Source organism: Micromonospora sp. NBC_01392, assembly GCF_045040125.1.
In the GTDB taxonomy this organism is placed as follows: domain Bacteria; phylum Actinomycetota; class Actinomycetes; order Mycobacteriales; family Micromonosporaceae; genus Micromonospora.
In genome coordinates this window covers 4,309,072-4,332,033 of sequence record NZ_CP109549.1, presented here as the reverse complement: position 1 = coordinate 4,332,033, position 22,962 = coordinate 4,309,072, and the positions used below count along the sequence as shown (strand labels likewise).

Here is a 22,962-nt window from a genome sequence, read left to right as displayed (position 1 = left end):
TCACGAGGTGGGTACGCCGAGGCGGTCGAGCAGCCGGCGGCGCAGCGCGCCGAGGGCCGGGTCGTCGGGGCTCGGGGCGGGGCCGAGGCCCACCGGGATCTCCTCGGCGATCACGCCCCCGTCGAGCAGCAGGACGCGGTCGGCGAGCAGCAGCGCCTCCTCCACGTCGTGGGTGACCAGCAGCGCCGCGAAGCCGTGCTGGGCGCGCAGCCGGCGCAGCAGCCCCTGCATGCGCAGCCGGGTCAGCGCGTCCAGCGCGCCGAACGGCTCGTCGAGCAGCAGCAGGTCCGGCTCCCGGACCAGCGCGCGCGCCACCGCGACGCGTTGCGCCTGCCCGCCGGACAGCTCGGCCGGCCAGGCCCGGCCCCGGTCGGCGAGCCCGACCTCGGCCAGCGCGCGGCCGACCCGGTCGCCCACGTCCGGCCCGGTGAGGCCGAGCGCCACGTTGTCGGCCACCCGTTTCCAGGGCAGCAGCCGGTGCTCCTGGAACACCACCGCGGCGGCGCCGTGCACCCGGTGCGTGCCGCCGGCGTCGTCGTCCAGCCCGGCGAGCACCCGCAGCAGCGTGCTCTTGCCGGAGCCGCTGCCGCCGAGCAGCGCCACCGTCTCCCCGGCGGCGACGGTGAGGTCGACCCCGGCCAGTACCACGGCGGGGCCGAAGGACCGGGTCACCGCGCGTGCGGTGAGCACCTGTGGCGTCAGGTCGCGCGCAGCCCGCGTCGCCACGTCAGCGTCCTCCGTTCCGCGTACCGGATGAGCAGGTCCGAGGCCAGGCCCAGCAGCGCGTAGACGAGCAGGCCGAGCACCACCACGTCGGTCTGGCTGAACTCGCGGGCCTCCATCATCAGGAAACCGACGCCGGTCTGGGCGTTGACCTGCTCGCCGACGACCAGGCTCAGCCAGGCCGCGCCGATGGCCAGCCGCAGCCCGAGGAAGAGCGCGGGCAGCGCGCCCGGCAGCACCACGTGCCGCAGCCGGGCCGCGGCGCCGAGTCCGCAGGTGCGGGCCGCCTCGACGAGACGCTCGTCGATGTCGCGGATGCCAGCGTACAGGTTGAAGTAGATCGGGAAGAACACGCCGAGCGCGACAAGCGTGACCTTCAGCGACTCACCGATGCCGACCCAGATGATGAGCAGCGGGACCAGGCCCAGGTGCGGCAGCATCCGGGCCATCTGCACCGGCGGGTCGACCAGGTCGTCGCCGAGCCGTAGCAGCCCGGCGGCGGCGCCGAGCACCAGCGCCAGGCCGCCGCCGATGAGCAGGCCGAGCGCGGCGCGGGTGAGCGAGTCGAGCAGGTGCACGCCGAGCGTGCCGTCGGCGGCCAGCCGCGCGCCGGTGGCCAGCACCGTGCTCGGGGCCGGCAGCTTCTCCGCGGCGAGCAGGCCGACCCGCGCGGCGGCCTCCCAGGCGACCACCAGCGCGACCGGGCTGACCAGCCGCCACCACCGCCGGCCGGTGCGGGCCCGCGGTCGTCGGGGCGCCGGCGACGGTACGACCGGGGCGGGCGCCTCGGCCAGCGCCGGGCCGGTCACCGGAACGCCTCGGTGAACCGGTCGTCCACCCGGCCGGCGATGTCCACCGGTCCCGGCACCAGCTTCAGCGCCACGAAGCTGTCCGCGATGGCCTGCAACTCGCGGCCGATGTCCGGGGTGACCGGGGCGAGCGGCTTGGCGCTGCGGGCCAGCGCCCGGGTGGTCACGTCCAGCGGGATCTTCAGCTCCGGGGCGAGCACGGCGGCCCGCTCGGCCGGGTGGGCGATGCCCCAGTCGGTGGTCTCACGGTAGGTGTCCAGGAAGGCCCGGACGTCGTCGGTGCGGTTCTTCACCGCGCCGGGTGCGGCCAGCACGTACTCCCGGTTGCCGGCCAGGCCGGTGGCGTCGGCGAGCACCCGCACGCCGGGCCGCTCGGCCAGCGCGAAGTAGGGGTCCCAGATGATCCACGCGTCGACCTGCCCGTTGTCGAACGCGGGTCGTCCCTCGGCCGGCTTGAGGTACTTCACGTTGAGGTCGGCGAGCGTCATCCGGTTCGCCTCCAGCAGCTTCACCAGGAGCCAGTGCACGTTGGAGCCCTTGTTCAGCGCGACCGTCCGCCCGCGCAGGTCGGCGAAGCTCCGGTACGGGCTGTCCGCCCTGACCAGCACCGCCTCGCCCTGCGGGATGGGCTCGGACGTGCCGATCACGGAGAACGGGATCTTCCCGGCGGCGGCGAAGACCGGTGGGGCCTCGCCGACCTGCCCGATGTCGATGGAGCCGGCCTTGAGCGCCTCGGTGAGCGCGGGGCCGCTCTCGAACAGCGACCAGGTGACGTTCTTCGCGGTGCCGCGCGCCTTGACGAGGCTGAGCCCGCCGAAGCGTTGGTAGCCGATCCGCAGCGGTCCGCCGTCACCGTCGCGGGCGTCGGCGGCCTCGCCGCCACAGCCGGTCACCGTCGCGGCGGCGAGCAGTACGAGCGTGGTGAGCAGCGCGGTCACCCGGCGGCGGGGTCTCGACGGGGTACGCATGACGACTCCTCGGAAGGGGTGGGGCCCGGCACCTCGGCGGGCGTCAGCAACCTACCAACCCGATAGGTTTTATGGGTAGTCTGTCGGCGCGGTCGTCCCACCCCTCAGGAGGCGGCCCGCCCGACCCGCGCCGGAGGCCCCCATGTCGCTCACCTTCCACTGGTTCCTGCCGACGTACGGCGACAGCCGGGACATCGTGGGCGGCGGGCACGGTGTGCCGGTGGGCACCGCCGGGGGCGCCCGCCCGGCCGACGTGGCCTACCTCGGCCAGATCGCCCGCAGCGCCGAACAGCTCGGCTTCGTCGGCGCGCTGACCCCCACCGGCGCGTGGTGCGAGGACGCCTGGCTGACCACCGCCATGCTCACCCAGGTGACCGAGCGGCTGAGGTTCCTCGTGGCGTTCCGACCCGGCCTGCTCTCACCCACGCTCGCCGCACAGATGGCGTCCACCTTCCAGCGGCTCTCCGGCGGCCGGCTGCTGCTCAACGTGGTCACCGGCGGCGAGTCCACCGAGCAACGGGCGTACGGCGACTTCCTCGACAAGGACGCCCGGTACGCGCGTACCGACGAGTTCCTGCACGTGGTGCGCGCGTTGTGGCGCGGCGAGACGGTCGACCACGACGGCGCCCACCTCCGTGTCTCCGGCGCCCGGCTGGGCCGGCTGCCCGACCCGGTGCCGCCGGTCTACTTCGGCGGGTCGTCCGCCGCCGCCGGGCCGGTGGCCGCCCGGCACAGCGACGTCTACCTGACCTGGGGCGAGCCGCCCGCGCAGGTGGCCGACAAGCTGGACCGGATCCGTGGTCTGGCCACCGCCGCCGGCCGCGAGCTGCGCTACGGCATCCGGCTGCACGTGATCAGCCGGGACACCGCCGACGAGGCGTGGGCGCAGGCCCGCCGGCTGCTCGACGGCATCGCCGAGGACGACATCCGGGCCGTGCAGGAAGGGCTGCGGCGCAGCGAGTCCGAGGGCCAGCGGCGGATGCTGGACCTGCACGGCGGCTCCCGCGACCGGCTGGAGATCGCGCCCAACCTGTGGGCCGGGGTGGGGCTGGTCCGGGGCGGCGCGGGCACCGCGCTGGTCGGCAGCCACACCGAGGTCGCCGACCGGATCGCTGATTACCACGCGCTCGGCATCGACGAGTTCATCCTCTCCGGCCATCCGCACCTGGAGGAGGCGTACTGGTTCGGCGAGGGCGTGCTGCCGATCCTGCGCCGACGTGGCCTGTGGCGGCACCCGGCAGGCGAGCCGGCCGTCGAGCCGTCGGTCGGCGTGCCGTTCGCACCCCGGCCGGTGCCGGCCCGGGGCTGAGACGCCACCGTGGTCAGCGCTGGCGCCGGCCGGCCAGGAAGTCGGCGAGCACCCGGGTGTGCGTGGAGAACGCCAGCTCGACCGGCTCGGTGAGCACCAGCCACTCGGTGGCCTCCTCGGTCGGCGCGGACGGCGGCAGGTCGCCGATCGGCCGCTCGGGCAGCACGCCGAAGACCATCATGGTGCCGCCGGCCGGTGTGCCGTGCACCGCGAACAGCCGCGCCTCGCCGGCCTCGGCGAGCAGCCCGGTCTCCTCGCGCAGCTCCCGCACCAGCGCCTCGTCCCACTCCTCGCCGAACTCGATGTAGCCGCCGGGCAGCGCGAGCTGGCCGCGGGCCGGCTCGATGTCGCGGCGGACGACCACCACGCCGAGCCCGTCGGGCGTGCGGACCGGCAGCACCGCCACCGCCACCGGCAGCGGGTTGCGCCACACCGTCTCGCCGCAGGCCGGGCAGACGCGGGGCCACCCGGCGTCCGCCGGGTAGGCCGCGCCGCAGAAGGAGCAGTGCGAGTACGCGGTCACGTCGCGCACGTTACCCGCCGCCGCCGGGACGCGCCTCCCGGCGGCCGGCGGCGCATCTCGGCGGCGGGACCGGCCCGGCCACCGTCACGCCGGGCCTGCCAACTGCTCGCGTGCCTGCATCAGGGCGAAACCGAGCAGATTCTCGCCCCGCCAGGTCGCCGGGTCGGCGGCGCGCGGATCGTCGGCGGTCAGGCCGATGCCCCAGATGCGGTCCGTCGGGCTCGCCTCGACCAGCACCCGGTCACCGGTGCCGAGCAGGAACCGCCGCAACGGCTCGTGCTGGCCGAACTTGGCCACGCTGCCGGCCACCACGACCTCCCGGCGGCGGGCCACCCAGACGGCCTCGTCGAAGCCGCGCACCTGCCGGCCGAGCGCCTTGGCCCGGTGCGGGTGCGTGGCGGCGAGCACCCGCTCGGCGGTCGCGTGGTCGTCGAAGAGGGTGGCCTTGTGCCACATCATCCAGTGCTCGGCGGTGGCGAACTCCCGACCGTCCACGGTGAACGCCGCCGGCCACCACTGGCTCAGGCAGCCGGCGCCGACGCTGCCGTCCCGTTGCGGCCGGTGCCCCCAGAAGTGCAGGTATCTCACCGACTGGCCGGCGTCGAGCCCGGCGGCCAGGTCGGCGACGGATCGGATCGGCATGCCCCGCATCCTGCCTGCCCCCACCGACGTTCCGCACGCCGCTTTCCGGGCCGGCGGCCCGTCGAGTTAAGCGGGGGCCCTTCCTCTACCGAATACGTTAAAAAGGGGCCCCGCCTTACCTCAGGGCGTGGTGTAGAAGGCGACTACCCGCTCGTCGGCGGCGCGTGCCTGGTCGGTCGGGGTGCCGGCGGCCACGCTGGCCGCCGTCCACCGGGCGCCGGACTCGGTGACGAACCGGCGGCCTTCCTCGGAGGCCATCCACCCGACCGCCGCCGCCGGGTCGACGCCGCCGCCGGCCGGCACCTGCCCGGTGCCGAGGTGGGAGGCGAGCCCGACCAGGGCGAGGTCCCAGCCGATGCCGACCGCGCCCGGGCCGTACTCGGCCCACCGCTGGTCGTCGACGTGGGCGACGTGCTCCAGCTCGAACCGGGTCCGGCCGTCGCCGGCGTCGCGCAGGCGCACCTCGATCCAGCTGACCTCCCCACCGAACTCCCAGGTCGCGGCGAAGCCGTGCGGCGGATCGCACCGCTGCACGGTGCCCTCGGCGTTGCCGTCCAGCCGGTAGCGGCCACCGACGCTCAGGTCGCCGGAGACCGGCAGGAACCAGCGGGGGATGCGTTCCGGGTTGGTGCAGGCGTCGAAGACGTCGGCCACCGGAGCGTCGTACGTCTGGCTGATGGTGAGCACCCGCGCCTGCCCGGCGGGGAGCGTACGGTCGCCGATCCGGCGCTCGACGGCGCTGATCTGCCCGGTCACGTCGATCATGGGTTGGTCCTCTCGTCGTCGGGATCGTCCTCGCGCAGCCGCCGTTCGCGGCGACCCCGGGCCAGTTCGGTGGCGAGCGCCGCCAGCGGCGGCGTCCAGAAGCGGCGGAAGCCGGCCAGCCAGGCGTCGATCTCACGCAGCGGGCCGGGGTCGACCGCGTAGAGCCGGCGGGTGCCCTCGGCGCGCACGGTGGTGAAGCCGTGTTCGCGGAGCACCTTGAGGTGCTGGGAGACCGCCGGCTGGCTGATGCCGAACTCGCGCCGCACCGTCTCGCCGAGCGCGCCGGCCGGCTGTTCGCCGTCGGCGAGCAGCTCCAGGATGCGGCGGCGCACCGGGTCACCGAGGACGTCGAAAGCGTGCACGACCTCTTTGTATCAGACCAGCCTTATATAAGCGAGGACTGTATTCTCATCGAACTCTCATCGACCTGTGCTCTGCTGGTCCCGATGGGTACGACGGTCCTGGTGGTCGACGACGAGCCGAACATCGTCGACATGGTGGCGACGGTGCTGCGGTTCCACGGCTTCGAGGTGGTGACCGCCGGCACCGCGCGGGACGCCGAGCGGCTGTCCGACGAACGGCCACCGCACCTGCTGGTGCTGGACGTGCTGCTGCCCGACGGCGACGGGTTCGCGCTCTGCCGCCGCCTGCGCGCCGCCGGGCACCGCTTCGGCATCGTCTTCCTCACCGCCCGCGACGCGCCACGCGACAAGATCGCGGGCTTGACCTGGGGCGGCGACGACTACGTGACCAAGCCGTTCTCGGTCGACGAACTGGTCGCCCGGGTCCGGGCGGTGCTGCGCCGGATCGGCCCCGACGCCGACGCCGGCGCGGGCCTGCTCCGCTACGCCGACCTGGAGCTGGACGAGGAGACCTGCCAGGCGCGTCGCGCCGGGCACCCGCTCGCGCTCTCGCCGACGGAGTTCAAACTGCTGCGCTACCTGATGCTCAACCCGGGGCGGGTCCTCAGCCGCACCCAGATCCTCGAGGCGGTGTGGAGCTACGACTTCGGCGGCGCCTCGAACGTGGTCGACACCTACATCGGTTACCTGCGTCGCAAGCTCGACCCGCTCGGGCCGCCGCTGATCGTCACCCAGCGCGGGTTCGGGTACGCGCTGCGGGCCGGCGGATGAGCCGGCTGCCACTGCGGCGCAGCCTGCTCACCGGCATGGTGACGCTCACCGCCCTGGCCCTGCTGGTGGCCGGCGTGGTCAGCGTCGCGGGGCTGCGGGCGTACCTGCTGGAACGGACCGACGACCAGCTCCGCGCCGGCGCGGCGCTGGCCACCCAGCGGGTCGGGGTGCTGCTGCGCGAGCCCGGCGGGGTGGCCCGCGCGGTCGTCGCGCCCTCCGACTACCTGGTGGAGATCCGGCACCCGGACGGCACGCTGACCCGGCTCGGCGGGTCGCCGCCGGCCGAGCCGCTGCTGGCCCGGGCCCCCGCGCCGCCCGCCGACGGCGCTCCCGGCCCGGCGACCACGCTCGCCGACGGGGCCTGGCGGGCGGTCACCGTGCGGGCCGGCGAGGCGGTCGTGCTCATCGCGCTCCCGCTCGCCCCGGTACGCGAGACGGTGCGCCGCCTGGTCCTGGTCGAGGCGGCCGGTGGCCTGACCGTGCTGGTGCTGCTCGCCGGCTTCGCCCGGCTGCTGCTGGTACGCGGCCTGCGGCCACTGGACCGGATCACCGACACGGCGACCGCGATCGCCGGCGGCGACCTGGACCGCCGGGTGCCGGTCGTGGGCAGCGACCGGACCGAGGTGGGACGGTTGACCCGCGCGGTCGACGGGATGCTCACCCGGCTCCAGTCGGCGATCGCCGCCCGGTCCCGCTCCGAGGACCGGCTGCGCACGTTCGTGGCCGACGCGTCGCACGAGCTGCGGACGCCGCTGACCTCCATCCGCGGCTACCTGCACCTGTTGCGCCGGGACATGGTCGAGCCGGCGCGCCGCCCGGAGGTGCTGCGCCGGGGCGACGAGGAGGCGACCCGGATGAGCCGGATCCTCGACGACCTGCTCTACCTCGCCCGGCTCGACGCCGAACCCCGGCTCGACCGCGACCCCGTCGACCTGGCCGAGGTGGCCCGGGAGTCCGTCGCCGACGCGCTCGCGGTGCAGCCCGGCCGCCCGCTGCGGGTCACCGCGCCGGACGCCGCCCCGGTACGCGGGGACGCCGACGCGTTGCGCCAGGTGCTGGCGAACCTGCTCGCCAACGTCCGCGCGCACACCCCGGCGGGCACGTCGGCGGTGGTCGAGGTGGGCCGCCGCGACGGACGGGTCGAGGTACGCGTCCGCGACACCGGGCCGGGGATGACGCCCGAGCTGGCCGCCCGCGCGTTCGACAGGTTCAGCCACGGCGGCGCCGGCGGCAGTGGGCTGGGCCTGGCCATCGTCGACGAGATCGTCGCCGCGCACGACGGTGAGCTGGGACTGGACACCACACCGGGCGCGGGCACCACGGTCTGGTTCCGGCTGCCCGGCGTCGACTCTTGACGTTCTCTCATCCGACTCCGGTCGGACGCCCAGCCGCGCCTGGTGTGCTCGGCGTATGCTCACACTCACCCGCCGCCGGCTGCTCGCCGGGACGGCGGTCCTGTTCCTCGTCGTGGCGGCGGTGGTCGCCGACCGGGTGACGGCCCGGCTGGTCGCCGGGCGGCTCGCCGACCGGGTCGCCTGCGCGGCCGGGGTGGCCCGGCCCTCGGTCGAGCTGGCCGGCTTCCCGGTGCTGCCCCAGGTGCTCGGCGGCCGGCTGGACCGGCTCCGGGTCGCCGTGGCCGGCGCCCGGGTCGGCGGCCTGCGGGTGGCCCGCGCCGACGCGGACCTGCGGAACGTCCGGACCGGCGACGGGCCGGCGCGGATCGGCGACGTGGCGGTGGCGGTGCTCGTCGGCTACGAGGCGCTGCCCGCCGAGGTGGCCGGACGGACGCTGCGCTACCGCTACGTCGACGGGCTGCTCGGCATCGAGACGCAGCTGTCCGCCGTCCCGGTCACCCTGCTGACCCGCCCGACGCTGACCGGCGGACGGCTCACCCTCACGCCGACCGAGGTGGAGGTGTTCGGCATCCGGCGGCCGGCCGGCAAGCTGCTCGACCGGCTCGGCGGGGGCCCCGACCTCGGGCGTGACCTGCCGGTCCTGCCGGCCGGCCTGTCGTACCGGGCGGTGACGGCGACCGCCGACGGCCTCCTGGTCCGGGTCGGCGGGCACGATCTCACCCTGCCGGCGGCCGGTGGCCGGGCCGGCGCGCGCTGTGGAGGGGCCTGATGCGGGTCGACGACGCGAGCCCGGTGCACCGGATGCTGGGCGCCCTGGGCCGGTTCTGCGCCCGCCGTCCCCGCACGGTGCTGGCGGTCTGGCTGCTCCTGGCCGTCACGCTGGTCGGCGCCGCGGCGGTGCTGGGCCGGCCGGTCGACAACGACGTGGCACTGCCCGGCAGCGACGCCCAACAGGCCCGGGACCTGCTCGACCGGACCGGTTCGGGCGGCGGCACGGGCGGGCAACTGGTGCTGCGCGTCGATGACGGACGGCTCGACGACCCGGCCCGCCGGGACGCGCTCGCCCGGGTCACCCGCGAGGTCGCCGACGTGCGCCACGTGACAGGCGTCGACGGGGTGAGCGCCGCGGCCGGCACGCTCAGCCCGGACGGGCGGACCGGCTGGGTGACCGTGCGGCTCGACGTGTCGCCGCGTCAGGTGGACCGGGCGCTCGCCCGCGCGGTCACCGACGCGGCGGCGCCCGCCGGGGCCGCCGGCATCGAGGTCACCCCCGGCGGGGTGCTCGCCTCGGCCGCGGAACGCGGCGGTTCGCGGGACAGCGAACTGGTCGGCCTGGCCGTCGCCGCCCTGGTCCTGCTGCTCGCCTTCGGTGGCCTGGTCGCCGCCGCGGTGCCACTGGTGACCGCGCTGTTCACGCTGGCCTGCGCGGTCAGCGCGGTGGGCCTGGCCGGGCACCTGGTGGCGGTTCCGTCGGTGGCCGGCACGCTGGCCACCATGGTCGGCCTCGGCGTCGGCATCGACTACGCGCTGTTCCTGGTCACCCGGCACCGCCGGCTGCTGGCCGAGGGCGTGCCGCCGGCCGAGGCGGTCGCCCGCAGCGTCGCCGGCTCGGGCAGCGCGGTCGTGTTCGCCGGCGGGACGGTGGTGGTCGCGCTCGGTGGACTGGCGGTGGCCGGGGTGCCGATCCTCGGCACGCTCGGCTGGACCACCGGCCTGGTGGTGGTCGTCGCGGTGGCTGGCGCGGTGACGCTGCTGCCGGCGTTGTTGGCGCTGCTCGGGCACCGGATCGACCGGCTGCGCATCCGCCGCCGGCGCCCGGCCCCGCCGCCCGCCACGGGCACCGGGACCGACGGCGACCCCGATGCTGACTCCGGCGCCGGCCCCGACGGCGACATCGGCGCCGGGGCCGGGGCCGGCCGGACGACCGGGTGGACCCGGCAGGCGGACCGGGTCACCCGCCGGCCGTGGCGGTGGGCGCTGCTCGCGGTGCTGCTGCTCGGCGCGCTCGCCGCGCCCGCACTCGACCTGCGGCTGGGTCAGGTGGACGCGGGGGACGAGCCGGTCGGCACCGCCGGGCGGACCAGCTACGACCGCCTCGCGGCCGGCTTCGGGCCGGGCGTGAACGGACCGTTGACGGTGGTCGCCGAGTTGACGCCGCCGGCCGGTTCCGGCGCCGACCCCCGGGTCACCGGGCTGACCGCCCGGGTGGCCGGCACCGCCGGCGTCGCCCGGGTCACCCCGGTCCGGCTCGCCGACGACGGGCGGACCGTGGCGCTGACCGCGTACCCCCGCACGGCGCCGAGCGATCCGGCCACCGCGGCGCTGGTGCGGACGCTGCGGACCGCGGACGTGCCGGGCGTGGCCGTGCACGTGGGCGGCGCGACCGCCACCCGGGTCGACCTCGCCGACCGGGTGGGGGCGCGGATGCCGTGGGTCATCGCGGTGGTGGTCGGGCTCTCCACCGTGCTGCTGTACGCGGCCTTCCGGGCGCCGGTCGTCGCGGTCAAGGCGGCGGTGATGAACCTGGTCTCGATCGGGGCCGCGTACGGGGTGCTGACGGCGGTCTTCGCCTGGGGCTGGGGCGTCGGGTTGACCGGCCTGTCCGGCCCGGTGCCGGTGGAGAGCTACCTGCCGATGATGCTGTTCGCGCTGCTCTTCGGGCTCTCCATGGACTACGAGGTGTTCCTGCTGACCGCCGTGCAGGAGTCCTGGCGGGCCACCGGCGACAACCGGGTGGCGGTCCGCGAGGGGCTGGCCGGCACCGGCCGGGTGATCACCTCGGCCGCGCTGATCATGGTGACCGTCTTCGCCGGCTTCGTGCTCCAGGACGATCCGGTGATCAAGATGTTCGGTCTCGGCATGGCGGTGGCCGTCGCGGTCGACGCCACCGTGGTGCGGGGCCTGCTGGTGCCGGCCACCATGGCCCTGCTCGGCCGGGCGAACTGGTGGCGACCCGGCCGGCGGAGCCGAGTGGGCGCGCGCCTGGCGGGTCCGTCGAGTTAGGCGGGGCCCCTTCCTCTACCGAATGCGTTAAGAAGGGCCCCCGCCTTACATCTCAGGCGCCGAGCCGGCCGGCGACGGTACGCCGCAGCTCGGGCAGCCGGTCGTGCAGCAGACCGGGACACTGCGTGGAGTTGAAGTCCTTGTGCCCGTAGATCTCGGTGGGCGCGATGCCGTACTGCTGGCAGGTGAACGCGCAGAACCAGACCAGGCTGTCCCAGAGCGCCTGCGGCGGCTGCACGTCGAGGTAGATGCCGTCGTTCTCGATGCCGATGGCCTGGCTGTTCTGCCCGACGCAGTGGGCGCCCTGCACCATGCTCTGCCCGTGCAGCAGCCCGTACAGGCTGCCGTGCCGGCCCTCGGTCAGGTAGCCGCCCCGGCTGTTGGTGAAGTGCTGCCCGGAGTCGAGCCAGCCGTTGCTGTCCATGTGCAGGTTCTGGATGTCGCGGGAGTTCCGGTAGGCCTGGGCGAGGCTGTAGTCGGTGGTGTTCGGGAACGCGGTGTGATGGATGATGATCTTGTTGGGTCGGCTCTGCACCACGCTCACCGGCGACGACGGGGGACGGGCGCCCCAGGTCGCGCAGTTGGCGATGGTCGGCTGGTCGACCCGGGTGGCGGCGGCCCGGGCGTCGCGGCCGGCGCCGACCTGGGCCAGCGCGCCGGCGCCGGCGGCGGCGCCGAGCAGGACCGCGCCGCGCAGCACGGCCCGCCGGGGGAGAGGAACGGACATCGGGGCCTCCTCGTCGGGTTCGGACACGGCGGCGGGGCGGGTCGCAGCGACCCGCCCCGCCGGTGGGGTCAGCAGGTGCCGTTGCAGGCCAGCACGCGGAGCCGGTCCAGCGTGCCGTTCCAGACGTTCTGGTCACCCGGGAACACGCCGGAGGAGGACCACTGCCAGAACGAGTACGTGCCCCAGCCGGCCGGCAGCGTGCCGACGCTGCTGGAGTACCGCGCGATCCACAGCGGGTTGTTGGCCGCGAACTGCGACGTGTTGCCGGTGCAGGTGCTCCACCAGTCGGTGGTGGTGTAGATGGTGGCCCACCGGCCGGTACGGGCGTAGTACTGGTTGACGAACGAGGCGATCCAGCTCCGCATCGACGCCTGGCTCAGCCCGTAGCAGGTGGCGCCGTACGGGTTGTACTCGATGTCGAGCGCGCCGGGCAGCGTCCGGCCGTCCCGCGACCAGCCGCCGCCGTGGTCGACGAAGTAGTTCGCCTGGGTCGCGCCGGTGGTGGTGTCCGGGCGGGCGAAGTGGTAGGCCCCGCGGATCATCCCGACGTTGTAGGAGCCGTTGTACTGCTGGGCGAAGTAGGCGTTGGTGTAGTACGTGCCCTCGGTCGCCTTGACGTACGCGAACCGGGCGCCGTTGGCCCAGGCGCCGGACCAGTTCACGTTGCCCTGGTAGCTGGAGACGTCCATGCCGGGCAGTCCGGCCGGGGCGGCCTGGGCGGGCGCGGCGCCGGCCAGGGCCGCGGCGGCGGCGGTGACGGTGGCGAGCAGGGCGGCGCCGGCCGCGCGCAGCGCCGATCGCAGGTGACGGTGCATCTTTCCTCCCTGGGGGTTGCCGCCTCGCGGCGGCGGGAGTATGCCGAAAGGAACTGTCAACATTAGGTCACATGACGGAGAAACTTTTCAATAGACGTATCGAAGATTTTCTTTGAATTCGGGGCTCAGTCGAGGGTGTGGAGTGCCTCGGCGGCGGCGCGCTCGCCGGCGGTCACCGCGCCCTCCAGGTAGCCGCTCCACCGGGTCGCGGTCTCCGTCCCGGCCCAGTGCACCCGGCCCACCGGCGCTCGCAGCTCCGGGCCGTAGTCGCACCAGGAGCCGGGCGTCACCATGCCGCAGAAGCAGCCCCGGGTCCACGGGTCGGCCGACCAGTCGTACTCGACGAGGTCCACCGGATCGGCGGCGGCCGGGCCGAACAGCGTGACCAGCGCGTCCCGCAACGCGGCCCGGCGCGCCCCGTCCGACAGCCGGCGCAGCGCCCGGGACTGCGCGCCGTAGCTGAACGCGGTGAGCACCCCGCCCGGCGAGCCGGGCAGCGAGTTGTCCACCGTCTCGGTGAGCGGCCCGGTGTCCGTGGTGGCCACCCCGGAGCGGCCGTCGGCCCGCCAGAACGGCTCCGGATAGCGCGCGTGCACCTTGACCGCCGCGCCCATCGGCATCCGCTGGGTCAGCCCGTCGCGCATCGCCGGCAGCGGCGGGTCGTACCGGATCCGGCCGGCCAGCGCCGGGGCCACCGCGACCACCACCGCGTCGCCGTGGTGCACCTGACCGCCGGCGCGGACCCGCACGCCGGTGGCGTCCTGGGCGATCGCGTCCACCGGCGCGTCGAGGCGCAGCCGACCCGGCGGCAGCGCGCCGGCCATCCGCTGCGCCAGCGCCGCCGGCCCGCCGACGATCCGGTCCTGCTGGGCGCCGCCGGCCATGCCGAGCAGCGACCCGACGCCACCGCCGCTGCGCAGGTAGAACAGCATCTGCAACAGCGACACCTCGGCCGGCGAGGCGGCCAGTAGCCCACCGGCCAGCAGCCGGCCGGCGTACCGGGCGGTGACCGGGTCGGGCGCGGTGGCGGCGAGCCACCCGCCGAGCGTGGTCCGGTCCCACTCCGCCGCCCCGGCGGCCCGCCACGGCGCGACCGGATCGACAGCGGCCGCCAACGCGTCCAGCGTGTCGAGCAGCCCGGCCAGCCCGGCCGGCGGCCCGGCCACCGGCGCACCGTCGAGCACCAGCGTCGGCGCGCCCCCGGCCGGCGACGGGAACGTCTCCAGGCCGTACGCGGCGACCAGCGCGTACATCCGGTCCTGGGTGGGGCCGATCCACTGCGCGCCGAGGTCGAGCCAGCCACCGCCGGGCAGCGGTCGGCTCAACGTCCGGCCGCCCACCCGGTCCCGGGCCTCCAGCAGCAGCGACCGCGCGCCGGCCGCCTCGACCGCGAGCGCGCAGGCCAACCCGGAGAACCCCGCCCCCACCACGATCACCCGGCCGTCGCCCACGGCCGGGCATACCCGGATCCCGGCGGGAATCTCGCCCGCCCGGCGTGTCGAGACCGGCGTCCGCCGTTCGTGTGAAGGGTGGAGGGGCGGCCGGGGGTCGCCCGTGGTGCCGAGGAGGAACCGTGAAGCAGTACCTGATCAGCATGTACCAGCCGGCCGGCGCGCAGCGGCCGGACCCGGCGTTCCTGGCCGGGGTGATGCGCGAGGTGGAGGCCATCGGCCGGGAGCTGCGGGAGGCCGACTGCTGGGTGTTCGGCGACGGCCTGCACGCGCCGGAGACCGCGACCGTGCTGCGGGCGGCCGGCGACGACGTGCTGGTCACCGACGGGCCGTTCGTCGAGGGCAAGGAGTACCTGGGCGGCGTCACCATCATCCGCGCGCCCGACCTGGACGCGGCGCTGGACTGGGGCCGCCGCTACGCCCGCGCCACCACGCTGCCGATCGAGGTCCGGCCGTTCCAGGGCGAGGGATGACCGCTGTCGAACGCGTCTTCCGGGCCGAGTACGGCCGCGTGGTGGCCATCCTGGTCCGCCTCCTCGGCGACATCGACCTCGCCGAGGAGGCGGTCCAGGAGGCGTTCGCCGTCGCGGTGCGCCGCTGGGCCGTCGACGGGCCGCCGTCGAGCCCGGCCGGCTGGATCGTCACCACCGCCCGCAACCGGGCGATCGACCGGCTGCGTCGCGAGTCCACCCGCGCCGCCCGGCACGCCCAGGCCGCCCTGCTGTACGCCGCCGACCCGCCCGCCGAGGAGGGGCCCGTGACCGACGACCGGCTGCGTCTGATCTTCACCTGCTGCCACCCGGCGCTCGGCCCGGCCGCCCGGGTGGCGTTGACGTTGCGCCTGCTCGGCGGCCTGAGCACCGCCGAGATCGCGCGGGCCTTCCTGGTGCCGGAGTCGACCATGGCGGGGCGCCTGGTCCGGGCCAAGGCCAAGATCCGGGACGCCGGGATCCCGTACCGGGTGCCCCGCGACGCCGACCTGCCGGACCGGCTGCGCGCGGTGCTGGCCGTGGTCTACCTGATCTTCAACGAGGGGCACACGGCCAGCGCGGGGGAGCACCTGGGCCGCGTCGAGCTGGGCGCCGAGGCGATCCGGCTGGGCCGGCTGCTGGTGACACTGATGCCGGACGAGCCGGAGGCGCTCGGACTGCTCGCGTTGATGCTGCTCACCGAGGCGCGGCGGGCGGCCCGGACCGGCCCGGACGGGGTGCCGGTGACGCTGCCGGAACAGGACCGGAGCCGGTGGGACCGGACGCTTGTCGTCGAGGGTCAGGACCTGGTGCGCCGCTGCCTGCGGCGGGACCGGCCCGGCCCGTACCAGATCCAGGCCGCGATCAACGCGGTGCACGCGGACGCGGCCACCGCCGCCGCCACCGACTGGGGTCAGATCCTCGCGCTCTACGACCGGCTGGCGGCGTGCGCGCCGGGGCCGGTGGTGGCGCTCAACCGGGCGGTCGCGCTGGCCGAGGTACGCGGACCGGCCGTCGCCCTGGCCGAGGTGGACCGGCTCGGCCTGGCCCGGTACCACGTGTGGCACGTGGTCCGGGCCGACCTGCTGCGCCGCCTCGACCGGCCGGCCGAGGCGCGGGCCGCGTACGACGCGGCGATCGCCGGCAGCGGCAACGCGGCGGAACAGGCGTTCCTGCGCCGGCGCCGCGACCGACTGGCCGGCTAGCGCGACGATCGGGGTCGACCCCGTCGGCCGGCGCGGTCGGGGCGGTCCCGTCGGCGTCGCGGCCGGTCGACCGGCTGGCGGCGCTACTCGTCGCGGAGCCGGCGCAGGATCCGGGTCAGCTCCGCCCGGTCGCCCGGGTCGAGCGCGCCGAAGAACCGTTCCGCCTCGGTGGCCCGGGCCGCCCGGATGGCGGCGCCGACCCGTTCGCCCTCGGCGGTGGGCGCGACGAGCGTGGCCCGCCGGTCGCCCGGGTCGGGCCGCCGCTCGACCAGGCCGCGCTCCTGGAGGCCGTCGACCACCTCGGTGGCCGAGCGGGGCGCGATGTGCAGCTGCTCGGCGAGCGCGCCGGGGCGCAACGCGCCGTGCCGCAGCAGGACGCCGAGTGCCCGCGCCTGCCCCGGGCTGACCTCCCACGGCTCCAGCGCGCGCTTGGTCTGGTGGCGCAGCCGTCGGGCCACCGCCCAGAACGTCTCGGCCGGGCTCTCCTCGTCGCTGCCGCTCACCCGGAATACGGTAGCAGCCGATCCTGTTGTTCCCTCATGATGAGGTAACCTCAGCATTACCCCGACGAAGGAGCACCCCCTTGGATCGCATCCCCGACGGCCGCGGAGCCGGCCGAACCGTGTCCCCCACCGAGAAGGCCCAGGCCCGCGACGTGTCGCTACGCCGCATCGGTGGCCTCTTCACCGCCCACCGCGGCCCGCTCGCCGCCGTGGTGGCGATCATCGTGGCGTCGTCGATCATCGCGATGGCCTCGCCGTTCCTGCTGCGTACCGTGATCGACCGGGCCCTGCCCGACCGCGACCTGACGCTGCTGGCCTGGCTGGTCGCGGCCATGATCGCGGTGGCCGCCGTCACCGCCGTGCTCGGCGTCGTCCAGACCTGGATCTCCACCCGCGTCGGCCAGGAGGTCATGCACCGGCTGCGCACCGACGTCTTCGCCCACCTCCAGCGGCAGTCGATCGGCTTCTTCGTGCGCACCCGCACCGGCGAGGTGCAGTCGCGCATCACCAACGACATCGGCGGCATGCAGTCGGTGGTCACCTCCACCGCCACCTCCATCGCCGCCAACCTCACCACCGTGGTCGCCACCACCGTGGCCATGGTGGCGCTGAGCTGGCGACTCACGCTCGTCTCGGTGATCGTGCTGCCGCCCGCGCTCTGGCTCACCCGCCGCGTCGCCCGGCTGCGCCGGGAGATCACCGCCCGGCGTCAGCGCGAGCTGGCCGACCTCACCGTCACCATCGAGGAGGGGCTGTCGGTCAGCGGCGTCCGGCTGGCCAAGACGCTCGGCACCGGCGCGGCGCTGGTCGACCGGTTCACCGCCTCCTCGGCCCGGCTGGTCGACCTGGAGCTGCGCTCCGAGCTCGCCGGCCGCTGGCGGATGGCCGCCATGACCGTGGTCTTCGCCGCCATCCCGGCCGTGATCTACCTCGGCGCCGGCCTGCCCGGCACCGCCGGCACGCTCACCATCGGCACGCTCGTCGCGTTCACCGCGTTGCAGGGCAACCTGTTCCGCCCGCTGATGGGCCTGCTCAACGTCGGCGTCACGCTGACCGCCTCGCTCGCGTTGTTCGCCCGCATCTTCGAGTACCTCGACCTGCCGGTCGAGGTCGCCGAGCCGGCCCGCCCGACGTCGCTGGACCCGGCCACGGTCCGCGGCCACCTGCGCGTCGAGGACGTCACGTTCAGCTACCCGGGCAGCGACACCGCCGCGCTGGCCGGCGTCACCCTGGACGTGCCGGCCGGCACCAGCCTGGCCCTGGTCGGCGAGACCGGCTCCGGCAAGAGCACACTCGCCGCCCTGATCAGCCGCCTGCACGACCCGGACGCCGGCCGGATCACCATCGACGGCGTCGACCTGCGCGACCTGCGCCTGGCCGACCTGGCCGCCGTCGTCGGCGTGGTCAGCCAGGAGACGTACCTGCTGCACGCCACCGTGCGCGACAACCTGCGGTACGCCCGGCCGGACGCCACCGACGCCGACATCGAGGCCGCCGCGCGCGCCGCCCGGATCCACGACCTGATCGCCGCGCTGCCCGACGGGTACGACACCATGGTCGGCTCCCGTGGCCACCGCTTCTCCGGCGGCGAGCAGCAGCGCCTGGCCATCGCCCGGACACTGCTGCGCGACCCGCGGATCCTGGTGCTCGACGAGGCGACAAGCGCGCTGGACACCGAGACCGAGCGCGCGGTGCAGCGGGCCCTGGACGAGCTGGCCCGGGGCCGGACCGTGGTGACCATCGCGCACCGCCTCTCCACCGTGCGCGACGCCGACCGGATCGCCGTGCTCGACCACGGCCGAATCGTCGAGTCCGGCACCCACACCACCCTGCTCGACCACCAGGGCCGCTACGCCACCCTGGTCGGCTGACCCCACCCCGCGCATTCCGCGCGTCGATCGCCCCGGCGCGTCGATCTTGGAGTTGTGGCACCTCCGGAATCACATCAAAAGAAACATTCCATGGCACCACAAGTCCAAGATCGGCGGAGGCGGGGGCGGGGGCGGGGGCGGGGGTGGGGGTGGTGGTTCAGGGGGTGGGCGGGGTCGGGTCGTTCGGTGAGGGCGGATGGGGCCGCTGGTGGGGGGTTGGGCGTGGGGTTGGCGGAGGCAGCAGCGGCTCCAGCGGGGTGAACGCCTCCACCGGAGTGTCTGGGCGTGGCCCGCCCCGAGTCGCGGGACGACTCGCGTGTCTGGTCGGCCGCGTCGGGTCCATCCGGTCCGCCGGATCCCTGGGTGGGCGGCTCGCGTCCGGGTGCGGCCCGGACGGGGTGGACGGCGGGTCGCGCCGGTGGCGTTCCTCGGCGTACTCGGCGCGTCGGCGGGCCAGGTCGCGCTCGCACTCCAGCGCGATGCGCTGCTCCCAGTACGGCAGGAGCAGCCGGCGGACCCGTTCGTCCAGGTGCACCGTCACGTCGGGCTCGCAGGTGAACGTCACGGCGCCCCGCGCGTACGCCCAGGGTGGTGGATCGTGCTCGGCGAGCGCCGCGGTCAGCGCGGCGAGCAGGTCGCGCGGACGGTGCGGCGGCACCTCCGCCGCGCAGCGGACCGCCAGCCGGTGCAGCCGCTGCGTCGCCTGCGGCTGAAAATAGTCGACGTACCAGCCGAACAGTTCCGGCCGGGCGGTCTCCGACGACCAGGTGTAGGTGGCCCGGATCCCGAACACGTAGACCTGGCCCTGGGCCGGCACCACCAACTGCTCCGGTTGCCGCCGGTCGACGGTGGTCACCGGCGTCGCCGGCTCCTCGGTCCACCACAGGCGCCGCAGCGTGGGCTGCGCGCCGACCCAGAGCCGCCGGGCGTGCCGGCGCGTCGCGTCGCCGAGCGCGCGGGCCCGGCCGGCCCAGCGTCGCCGCCGGTCGCCGACCGGTGCGCCGGGCCCCGGTCGTCGGCCGGTGGGGCCGGGGTCCGGTGGCATCGCCGTCATCGCACCCCTCTCCGCCGGACGGCAGCCGGCCGACCGGCCGTCGTGGGCGGCGGGTCGGTCGGGTGAGGGGTGTCTCGGAGTCAACCTAACAACCGGGTACGGCCGGAGCGGGCAGCCGCGCGGACGGTCGAGGCTCGCGTTCGCCCGATCGGACGACGTGTCGGGTAGTCCGATCGACGGGACTTGCCGCCAAGTCTGTTAACGTTCTCAATGCGGTCGGTCCCGTCAACGGGACCGACCGTCCAGAGCGGACGCTGATCTCAGGGTGATGTCTTGATTCCGCTACGTCGCGCTTCGTAGCGTGGGGCGCGCCCGCCGGGCCGGGCGCGGGGAGGGACTGAACGCATGGGCGTGGAAGCTCGCCGGGCCGCCGGACGGACCATCGAATTCCTCAGGTCGCTCGCGGAGCGGCAGTACGACCGGGTCTGGACCCCGGACTTCCTCACCCTCACCCCCGACGTGCAGGGTTTCGTGGCGTACCACCACGGTGGGCTGGTGCTGGTCTACGGTGCGGTGGTCCAGGGCGACCCGACCCGCTGGTTCTTCCAGATGGCGTGCGCGCCCGGCGCGGACGTCGCCGACATCTCCGGCGCGATGACCTGGGCGAACATCCGCAACCGGCTGGCCGACACCGGGCGCTACTACTGCGTGGTCAAGGCCGACCAGAGCGCCTGCCACGTGGTGTTCACGCTCGACGTGTGGAGTCCGCTGCTGGAGGACGTGACCGCACCCGAGGCGCAGGCCGTCCGCGACCTGCTCGACGGCGCGCTCGCGGTGTGCGTCCACAACGCCACGGCCGACTTCCGGGACCTGTCCGCGTACCTCCCGGCGGCCCGGCCGCTCAACCCGACCGAGGTGGACGCCTGGACCCTGTTCGCCTGCACGCAGGACTGACCGGGAACCCGGGCCCTGTTCGCGGACGGTTCGGTGCGGATCGTCGCGGACGGTCAGAGCCTTTCGGCGGCCAGGGCCGTACCCTCGATCCGGGCCCGTACCTTCGCGAATGCCGTCTCCCGAGACGTCGACACGTCATCGCCGAACGGCGCGAACCCGCAGTCGTCGCATGTGCCCAGCCGCTCGGGCCCGAGGTGCTCGGCGGCCAGGAGCACCCGGTCGCGCACCTGCGCGGGAGTCTCGACCCGCGGGTCGATCGGGTCCGTGACGCCGACGAAAACCCGTTGTCCGGGGCGGGCGTGCGCCGCGATCGCCGCCAGTACCCGCTTCGGGTCCGGCTCGCTCGCGAGCTGCACGTAGAACCGGCCCGCACTGAGCGCGAACAGGCTCGGCAGGAGTTCGGCATAGTCCACGTCCAGGCTGTGCGTCGAGTCGCGGTCACCGCCCGGGCAGGTGTGTACCCCGATCCGCGCCCGCTGCGCGTCAGTGAACCGGTCGAGCACCCGGTTGTTGAGCGCCACGAACGACTCCAGCAACCCCTTGGACGGATCGAGCTTCACCGACAGCCGGCCCTCGGTGAAGTCGAGCTGAACCGAGTCCGCGCCGGCGTCGAGCGCCTCACGGATGTCCGCCTCGGCCTCGTTGACGAGGTCGTCGAGGAACGCCTCCCGGTCGTACCCGGCGATGCCGTCCGCCGGGTACAGCAGGCTCAGCGCGGACGGCGCGATGACGGCCTGCTTGACCGGCACCGTCGCGTACCGCTGCGCGCCTCGCAGGTACTCCACCGACCGCACCGAGTACCGGAACGGACCCTCGGTCAGCCTCGGTAGCTGCCGGGTGTGGCCGTCCGCGAACGGGATCACGACGCCGTCGGGCGCCACGTTGGTGAGCCCGGCGAGCGGGTACGTCGCGAAGCTGGGCTTGCGCTGCTCGCCGTCGGTCACCACCGGCGACCCGAGCGCCACCAGCCGCGTGATCGTGTCCCGCACCGCCTCGTCGTACCGCGTCCCGAGTTCGTCGGCGCCGATCCGGCCGGCCGCGTGGTCGGCGTGGGCGGCCCGCAGCTCGGGCGAGCGGGGGACGCTGCCGATCGGTTCGGTCGGGATCATCATGCGGGCACGATAAGGGACGGCCGTTGCCGGCACGTTCTTCGGAATTGCGCTACGCGTTCCCGTTCCACGCCTCGACCCGGAGGCGTACGCCGCCGTCCGATCGGCTTCGCCTCCCGGTGATCGCACCTCGGGGAACCAGCGATAGCGTGGTCAGCCGGACGGGATCGGCGGGCGGGGGATCGATGAGCGCGCTGGGAAACCTCGGGACGCAACTACCGGCTCTGCTCGGCGTCCTGATCGGGACGGTGGGCACGATGTTCGCCACCGGCCTGAACGAGCGGACCCGGTGGCGCCGGAGCCAGACCGTCCGGTGGGACGAGCGGCGCCTCGACGCGTACGTGGAGTTGACGAAGGCGGTCAAGGAGATCCACGCCGTGGCGACCCAGATGCTCGGTGAGCACCGTCCCGGGGCGCGGCGGCCGGCGCTCGCCCACCACGAGGGAGTGGCGCGACTGGCCGAGGCGGACGTCCGGCACACGTTGGCGTGGGAGTCGGTGCTGCTGCTCGGTGACGAGGCGACGGTCCGGGCCGCCGCCGAGTGGCGGCACGCGGTCCGGGACATCGAATCGGCGGCCCGGGACCTGCCCCGGCCGCCGACGGACGTGCCCGGAATGGTCCATCGGGCCGACGTGGGACGTGACCGGTTCTACCGGGCCGCCCGGGAGAGCCTGGGGGTGCGAGGCGGTTCGGTGGAGCAGGTGCGGCACCTGCTCCCGAAGCCTGGTCGGCCGGAGCCGGCGGCCTTGGCGCCCCGCAGCCCGCGGGACCGAGACCCGGGCCAGCCAGCAGACTCCAACGATCAACCCCGTCCGTCTGCCTGACGGTCCTCGGCGCTCGGACACGGTCGTCAGGGCCGCCTGATCGGGCGGGCCGAGTCGCCGTCAAGGTCGGTCGACTCGGCCGATCAGGCGCGGTGACGGGCGTCCGCACCGTTGATTGCGGCTCGGCAACCGATCCCGCCGACCGTCCCTCGTGGTCGGATCAAGGTCCGCTCCGCCGTCGAGGGAAGGAAACACCCATGAGCCGGAACAGTCCCGCGCTCGGCTTCCTGCTGTGCCTGCTGATCGGAGGCGCTCCGCTCCTGCTCGGCGTCATGGCGGCCCGTCGCGGCAAACGGAAACTGCGCACCACCCCCGGAGGTGGGGACGGGACGCCGCTCGTGACGTTCGAGGGGTTCACCGCCGGCCTCGGCGCCCGCGCCGACGCCAGCCGGATCCACGCGGTGATGCGGGTCTTCGCCGAGCACCTCGCCGTGACGCGCAGCCTGATGGCCGGCGGACGGCTGGTGACGGACCGGCTCGCCGCCGGCGACATCCTGTCGGTGCGCGAGGACGAGTTCCACATGACGGGTCTCGCGGGAACCGTCGCCGACCGCAACGTCAGGCATCCGGTGAGCCGCCTCCTGGGGGCGTCCAACATGCTCCCGGGTGTCCTGTTGCGCACCCGCCGGGGCGACCTCGTGTTCGTGGTCGAGCGGAAGGACCAGATCCGCCGTCGGGAGGTGTACCTGGCGGTCAGCGCGCTGATCGGCCAGCAGCCGCACTGACGGGCGCCCCAAGGCATCGACACACTGTCATTAATGGATGTTCGGCGGGTGTCGGCCGGTCGATCATCCTGGTCGGATGGCGGC

General features: G+C 74.8%; 24 protein-coding genes. 11 read left to right on the top strand and 13 right to left on the bottom strand.

Translation table 11 applies throughout. The annotated features are described in order from the left end of the window. The 3 genes from OG767_RS18925 to OG767_RS18915 are packed head-to-tail and all read right to left on the bottom strand — an operon-like array spanning window position 1 to window position 2,500. Window positions 1–726: an ABC transporter ATP-binding protein gene (locus OG767_RS18925; RefSeq protein ID WP_405089771.1), complete on the bottom strand. Its 726-nt coding sequence runs from the start codon at window positions 724–726 to the stop codon at window positions 1–3. Continuing rightward, window positions 699–1,532 (bottom strand): ABC transporter permease, encoded by an 834-nt coding sequence (locus tag OG767_RS18920; RefSeq protein ID WP_405089770.1) that lies wholly within the window; start codon window positions 1,530–1,532, stop codon window positions 699–701. The genes OG767_RS18925 and OG767_RS18920 overlap by 28 nt, the downstream gene beginning before the upstream one ends. Next, window positions 1,529–2,500, bottom strand: coding sequence for a sulfonate ABC transporter substrate-binding protein (locus OG767_RS18915; RefSeq protein ID WP_405089769.1), 972 nt, complete (start codon window positions 2,498–2,500; stop codon window positions 1,529–1,531). The genes OG767_RS18920 and OG767_RS18915 overlap by 4 nt, the downstream gene beginning before the upstream one ends. A gap of 142 nt (window positions 2,501–2,642) precedes the next feature. On the opposite strand from OG767_RS18915, the gene OG767_RS18910 reads away from it, so the two are divergent. Then, the gene (locus OG767_RS18910) at window positions 2,643–3,809 is read left to right on the top strand and encodes an LLM class flavin-dependent oxidoreductase (RefSeq protein WP_405089768.1); all 1,167 of its coding nucleotides are present in this window, start codon (window positions 2,643–2,645) and stop codon (window positions 3,807–3,809) included. A gap of 13 nt (window positions 3,810–3,822) precedes the next feature. Here the strand turns inward: OG767_RS18910 and OG767_RS18905 are convergent, their stop codons facing one another. From OG767_RS18905 to OG767_RS18890, 4 genes are all read right to left on the bottom strand, one after another. After that, window positions 3,823–4,332, bottom strand: coding sequence for an NUDIX domain-containing protein (locus OG767_RS18905; RefSeq protein WP_405089767.1), 510 nt, complete (start codon window positions 4,330–4,332; stop codon window positions 3,823–3,825). An 84-nt stretch (window positions 4,333–4,416) separates the two neighbouring features. Continuing rightward, a complete protein-coding gene (locus tag OG767_RS18900; RefSeq protein ID WP_405089766.1) occupies window positions 4,417–4,974 on the bottom strand; it encodes an NADAR family protein in 558 nt (185 codons plus the stop codon). Window positions 4,975–5,094: 120 nt separating this feature from the next. After that, a complete protein-coding gene (locus OG767_RS18895) occupies window positions 5,095–5,739 on the bottom strand; it encodes an SRPBCC family protein (protein WP_405089765.1) in 645 nt (214 codons plus the stop codon). Then, a complete protein-coding gene (locus tag OG767_RS18890) occupies window positions 5,736–6,101 on the bottom strand; it encodes an ArsR/SmtB family transcription factor (protein ID WP_405089764.1) in 366 nt (121 codons plus the stop codon). The genes OG767_RS18895 and OG767_RS18890 overlap by 4 nt, the downstream gene beginning before the upstream one ends. Before the next feature lie 84 nt (window positions 6,102–6,185). Between OG767_RS18890 and OG767_RS18885 the strand changes: the two genes are divergently transcribed. The 4 genes from OG767_RS18885 to OG767_RS18870 are packed head-to-tail and all read left to right on the top strand — an operon-like array spanning window position 6,186 to window position 11,230. After that, window positions 6,186–6,872, top strand: a complete 687-nt coding sequence (locus OG767_RS18885) for a response regulator transcription factor (RefSeq protein WP_405089763.1) — start codon at window positions 6,186–6,188, stop codon at window positions 6,870–6,872. Next, window positions 6,869–8,227: a sensor histidine kinase gene (locus OG767_RS18880; RefSeq protein WP_405089762.1), complete on the top strand. Its 1,359-nt coding sequence runs from the start codon at window positions 6,869–6,871 to the stop codon at window positions 8,225–8,227. Before OG767_RS18885 ends, OG767_RS18880 begins: the two co-directional genes overlap by 4 nt. 55 nt (window positions 8,228–8,282) lie before the next feature. After that, window positions 8,283–8,996, top strand: coding sequence for a DUF2993 domain-containing protein (locus OG767_RS18875; protein ID WP_405089761.1), 714 nt, complete (start codon window positions 8,283–8,285; stop codon window positions 8,994–8,996). Further along, window positions 8,996–11,230 (top strand): MMPL family transporter, encoded by a 2,235-nt coding sequence (locus OG767_RS18870; protein WP_405089760.1) that lies wholly within the window; start codon window positions 8,996–8,998, stop codon window positions 11,228–11,230. The genes OG767_RS18875 and OG767_RS18870 overlap by 1 nt, the downstream gene beginning before the upstream one ends. 52 nt (window positions 11,231–11,282) lie before the next feature. Here the strand turns inward: OG767_RS18870 and OG767_RS18865 are convergent, their stop codons facing one another. The 3 genes from OG767_RS18865 to OG767_RS18855 form a co-directional block, all read right to left on the bottom strand. Beyond that, the gene (locus OG767_RS18865) at window positions 11,283–11,957 is read right to left on the bottom strand and encodes a peptidoglycan recognition family protein (protein WP_405089759.1); all 675 of its coding nucleotides are present in this window, start codon (window positions 11,955–11,957) and stop codon (window positions 11,283–11,285) included. A gap of 68 nt (window positions 11,958–12,025) precedes the next feature. Further along, a complete protein-coding gene (locus OG767_RS18860) occupies window positions 12,026–12,772 on the bottom strand; it encodes a lysozyme (RefSeq protein WP_281941912.1) in 747 nt (248 codons plus the stop codon). 125 nt (window positions 12,773–12,897) lie between these two features. Then, window positions 12,898–14,223 (bottom strand): flavin monoamine oxidase family protein, encoded by a 1,326-nt coding sequence (locus OG767_RS18855; protein ID WP_405089758.1) that lies wholly within the window; start codon window positions 14,221–14,223, stop codon window positions 12,898–12,900. Window positions 14,224–14,345: 122 nt separating this feature from the next. On the opposite strand from OG767_RS18855, the gene OG767_RS18850 reads away from it, so the two are divergent. Then, window positions 14,346–14,696 (top strand): YciI family protein, encoded by a 351-nt coding sequence (locus OG767_RS18850; RefSeq protein WP_405089757.1) that lies wholly within the window; start codon window positions 14,346–14,348, stop codon window positions 14,694–14,696. After that, window positions 14,693–15,898: an RNA polymerase sigma factor gene (locus tag OG767_RS18845; RefSeq protein ID WP_405089756.1), complete on the top strand. Its 1,206-nt coding sequence runs from the start codon at window positions 14,693–14,695 to the stop codon at window positions 15,896–15,898. Before OG767_RS18850 ends, OG767_RS18845 begins: the two co-directional genes overlap by 4 nt. Window positions 15,899–15,981: 83 nt before the next feature. Here OG767_RS18845 and OG767_RS18840 read toward each other — a convergent pair whose 3' ends face one another. After that, entirely contained in the window at window positions 15,982–16,401 is a 420-nt protein-coding gene (locus tag OG767_RS18840) for a MarR family winged helix-turn-helix transcriptional regulator (protein ID WP_405089755.1), read from the bottom strand. 119 nt (window positions 16,402–16,520) lie between these two features. On the opposite strand from OG767_RS18840, the gene OG767_RS18835 reads away from it, so the two are divergent. Beyond that, window positions 16,521–18,272: an ABC transporter ATP-binding protein gene (locus OG767_RS18835; protein WP_405089754.1), complete on the top strand. Its 1,752-nt coding sequence runs from the start codon at window positions 16,521–16,523 to the stop codon at window positions 18,270–18,272. A 157-nt stretch (window positions 18,273–18,429) separates the two neighbouring features. On the opposite strand, the gene OG767_RS18830 is transcribed toward OG767_RS18835, so the two are convergent. Continuing rightward, window positions 18,430–19,326, bottom strand: a complete 897-nt coding sequence (locus tag OG767_RS18830; protein ID WP_405089753.1) for a hypothetical protein — start codon at window positions 19,324–19,326, stop codon at window positions 18,430–18,432. Window positions 19,327–19,671: 345 nt separating this feature from the next. On the opposite strand from OG767_RS18830, the gene OG767_RS18825 reads away from it, so the two are divergent. Continuing rightward, window positions 19,672–20,220 (top strand): hypothetical protein, encoded by a 549-nt coding sequence (locus OG767_RS18825; protein WP_405089752.1) that lies wholly within the window; start codon window positions 19,672–19,674, stop codon window positions 20,218–20,220. 53 nt (window positions 20,221–20,273) lie between these two features. Here the strand turns inward: OG767_RS18825 and OG767_RS18820 are convergent, their stop codons facing one another. Next, window positions 20,274–21,332 carry a cobalamin-independent methionine synthase II family protein gene (locus OG767_RS18820; RefSeq protein WP_405089751.1) on the bottom strand — a complete coding sequence of 353 codons (1,059 nt, stop codon included), beginning with the start codon at window positions 21,330–21,332 and terminating at the stop codon, window positions 20,274–20,276. A gap of 182 nt (window positions 21,333–21,514) precedes the next feature. On the opposite strand from OG767_RS18820, the gene OG767_RS18815 reads away from it, so the two are divergent. Together OG767_RS18815 and OG767_RS18810 are read left to right on the top strand one after the other, a co-directional pair. Further along, on the top strand, window positions 21,515–22,153 hold the full coding sequence (locus tag OG767_RS18815) for a hypothetical protein (RefSeq protein ID WP_405089750.1): 639 nt from the start codon (window positions 21,515–21,517) through the stop codon (window positions 22,151–22,153). A gap of 197 nt (window positions 22,154–22,350) precedes the next feature. Continuing rightward, window positions 22,351–22,878 (top strand): hypothetical protein, encoded by a 528-nt coding sequence (locus tag OG767_RS18810; protein ID WP_405089749.1) that lies wholly within the window; start codon window positions 22,351–22,353, stop codon window positions 22,876–22,878. The last annotated feature ends 84 nt before the right edge of the window (window positions 22,879–22,962 follow it).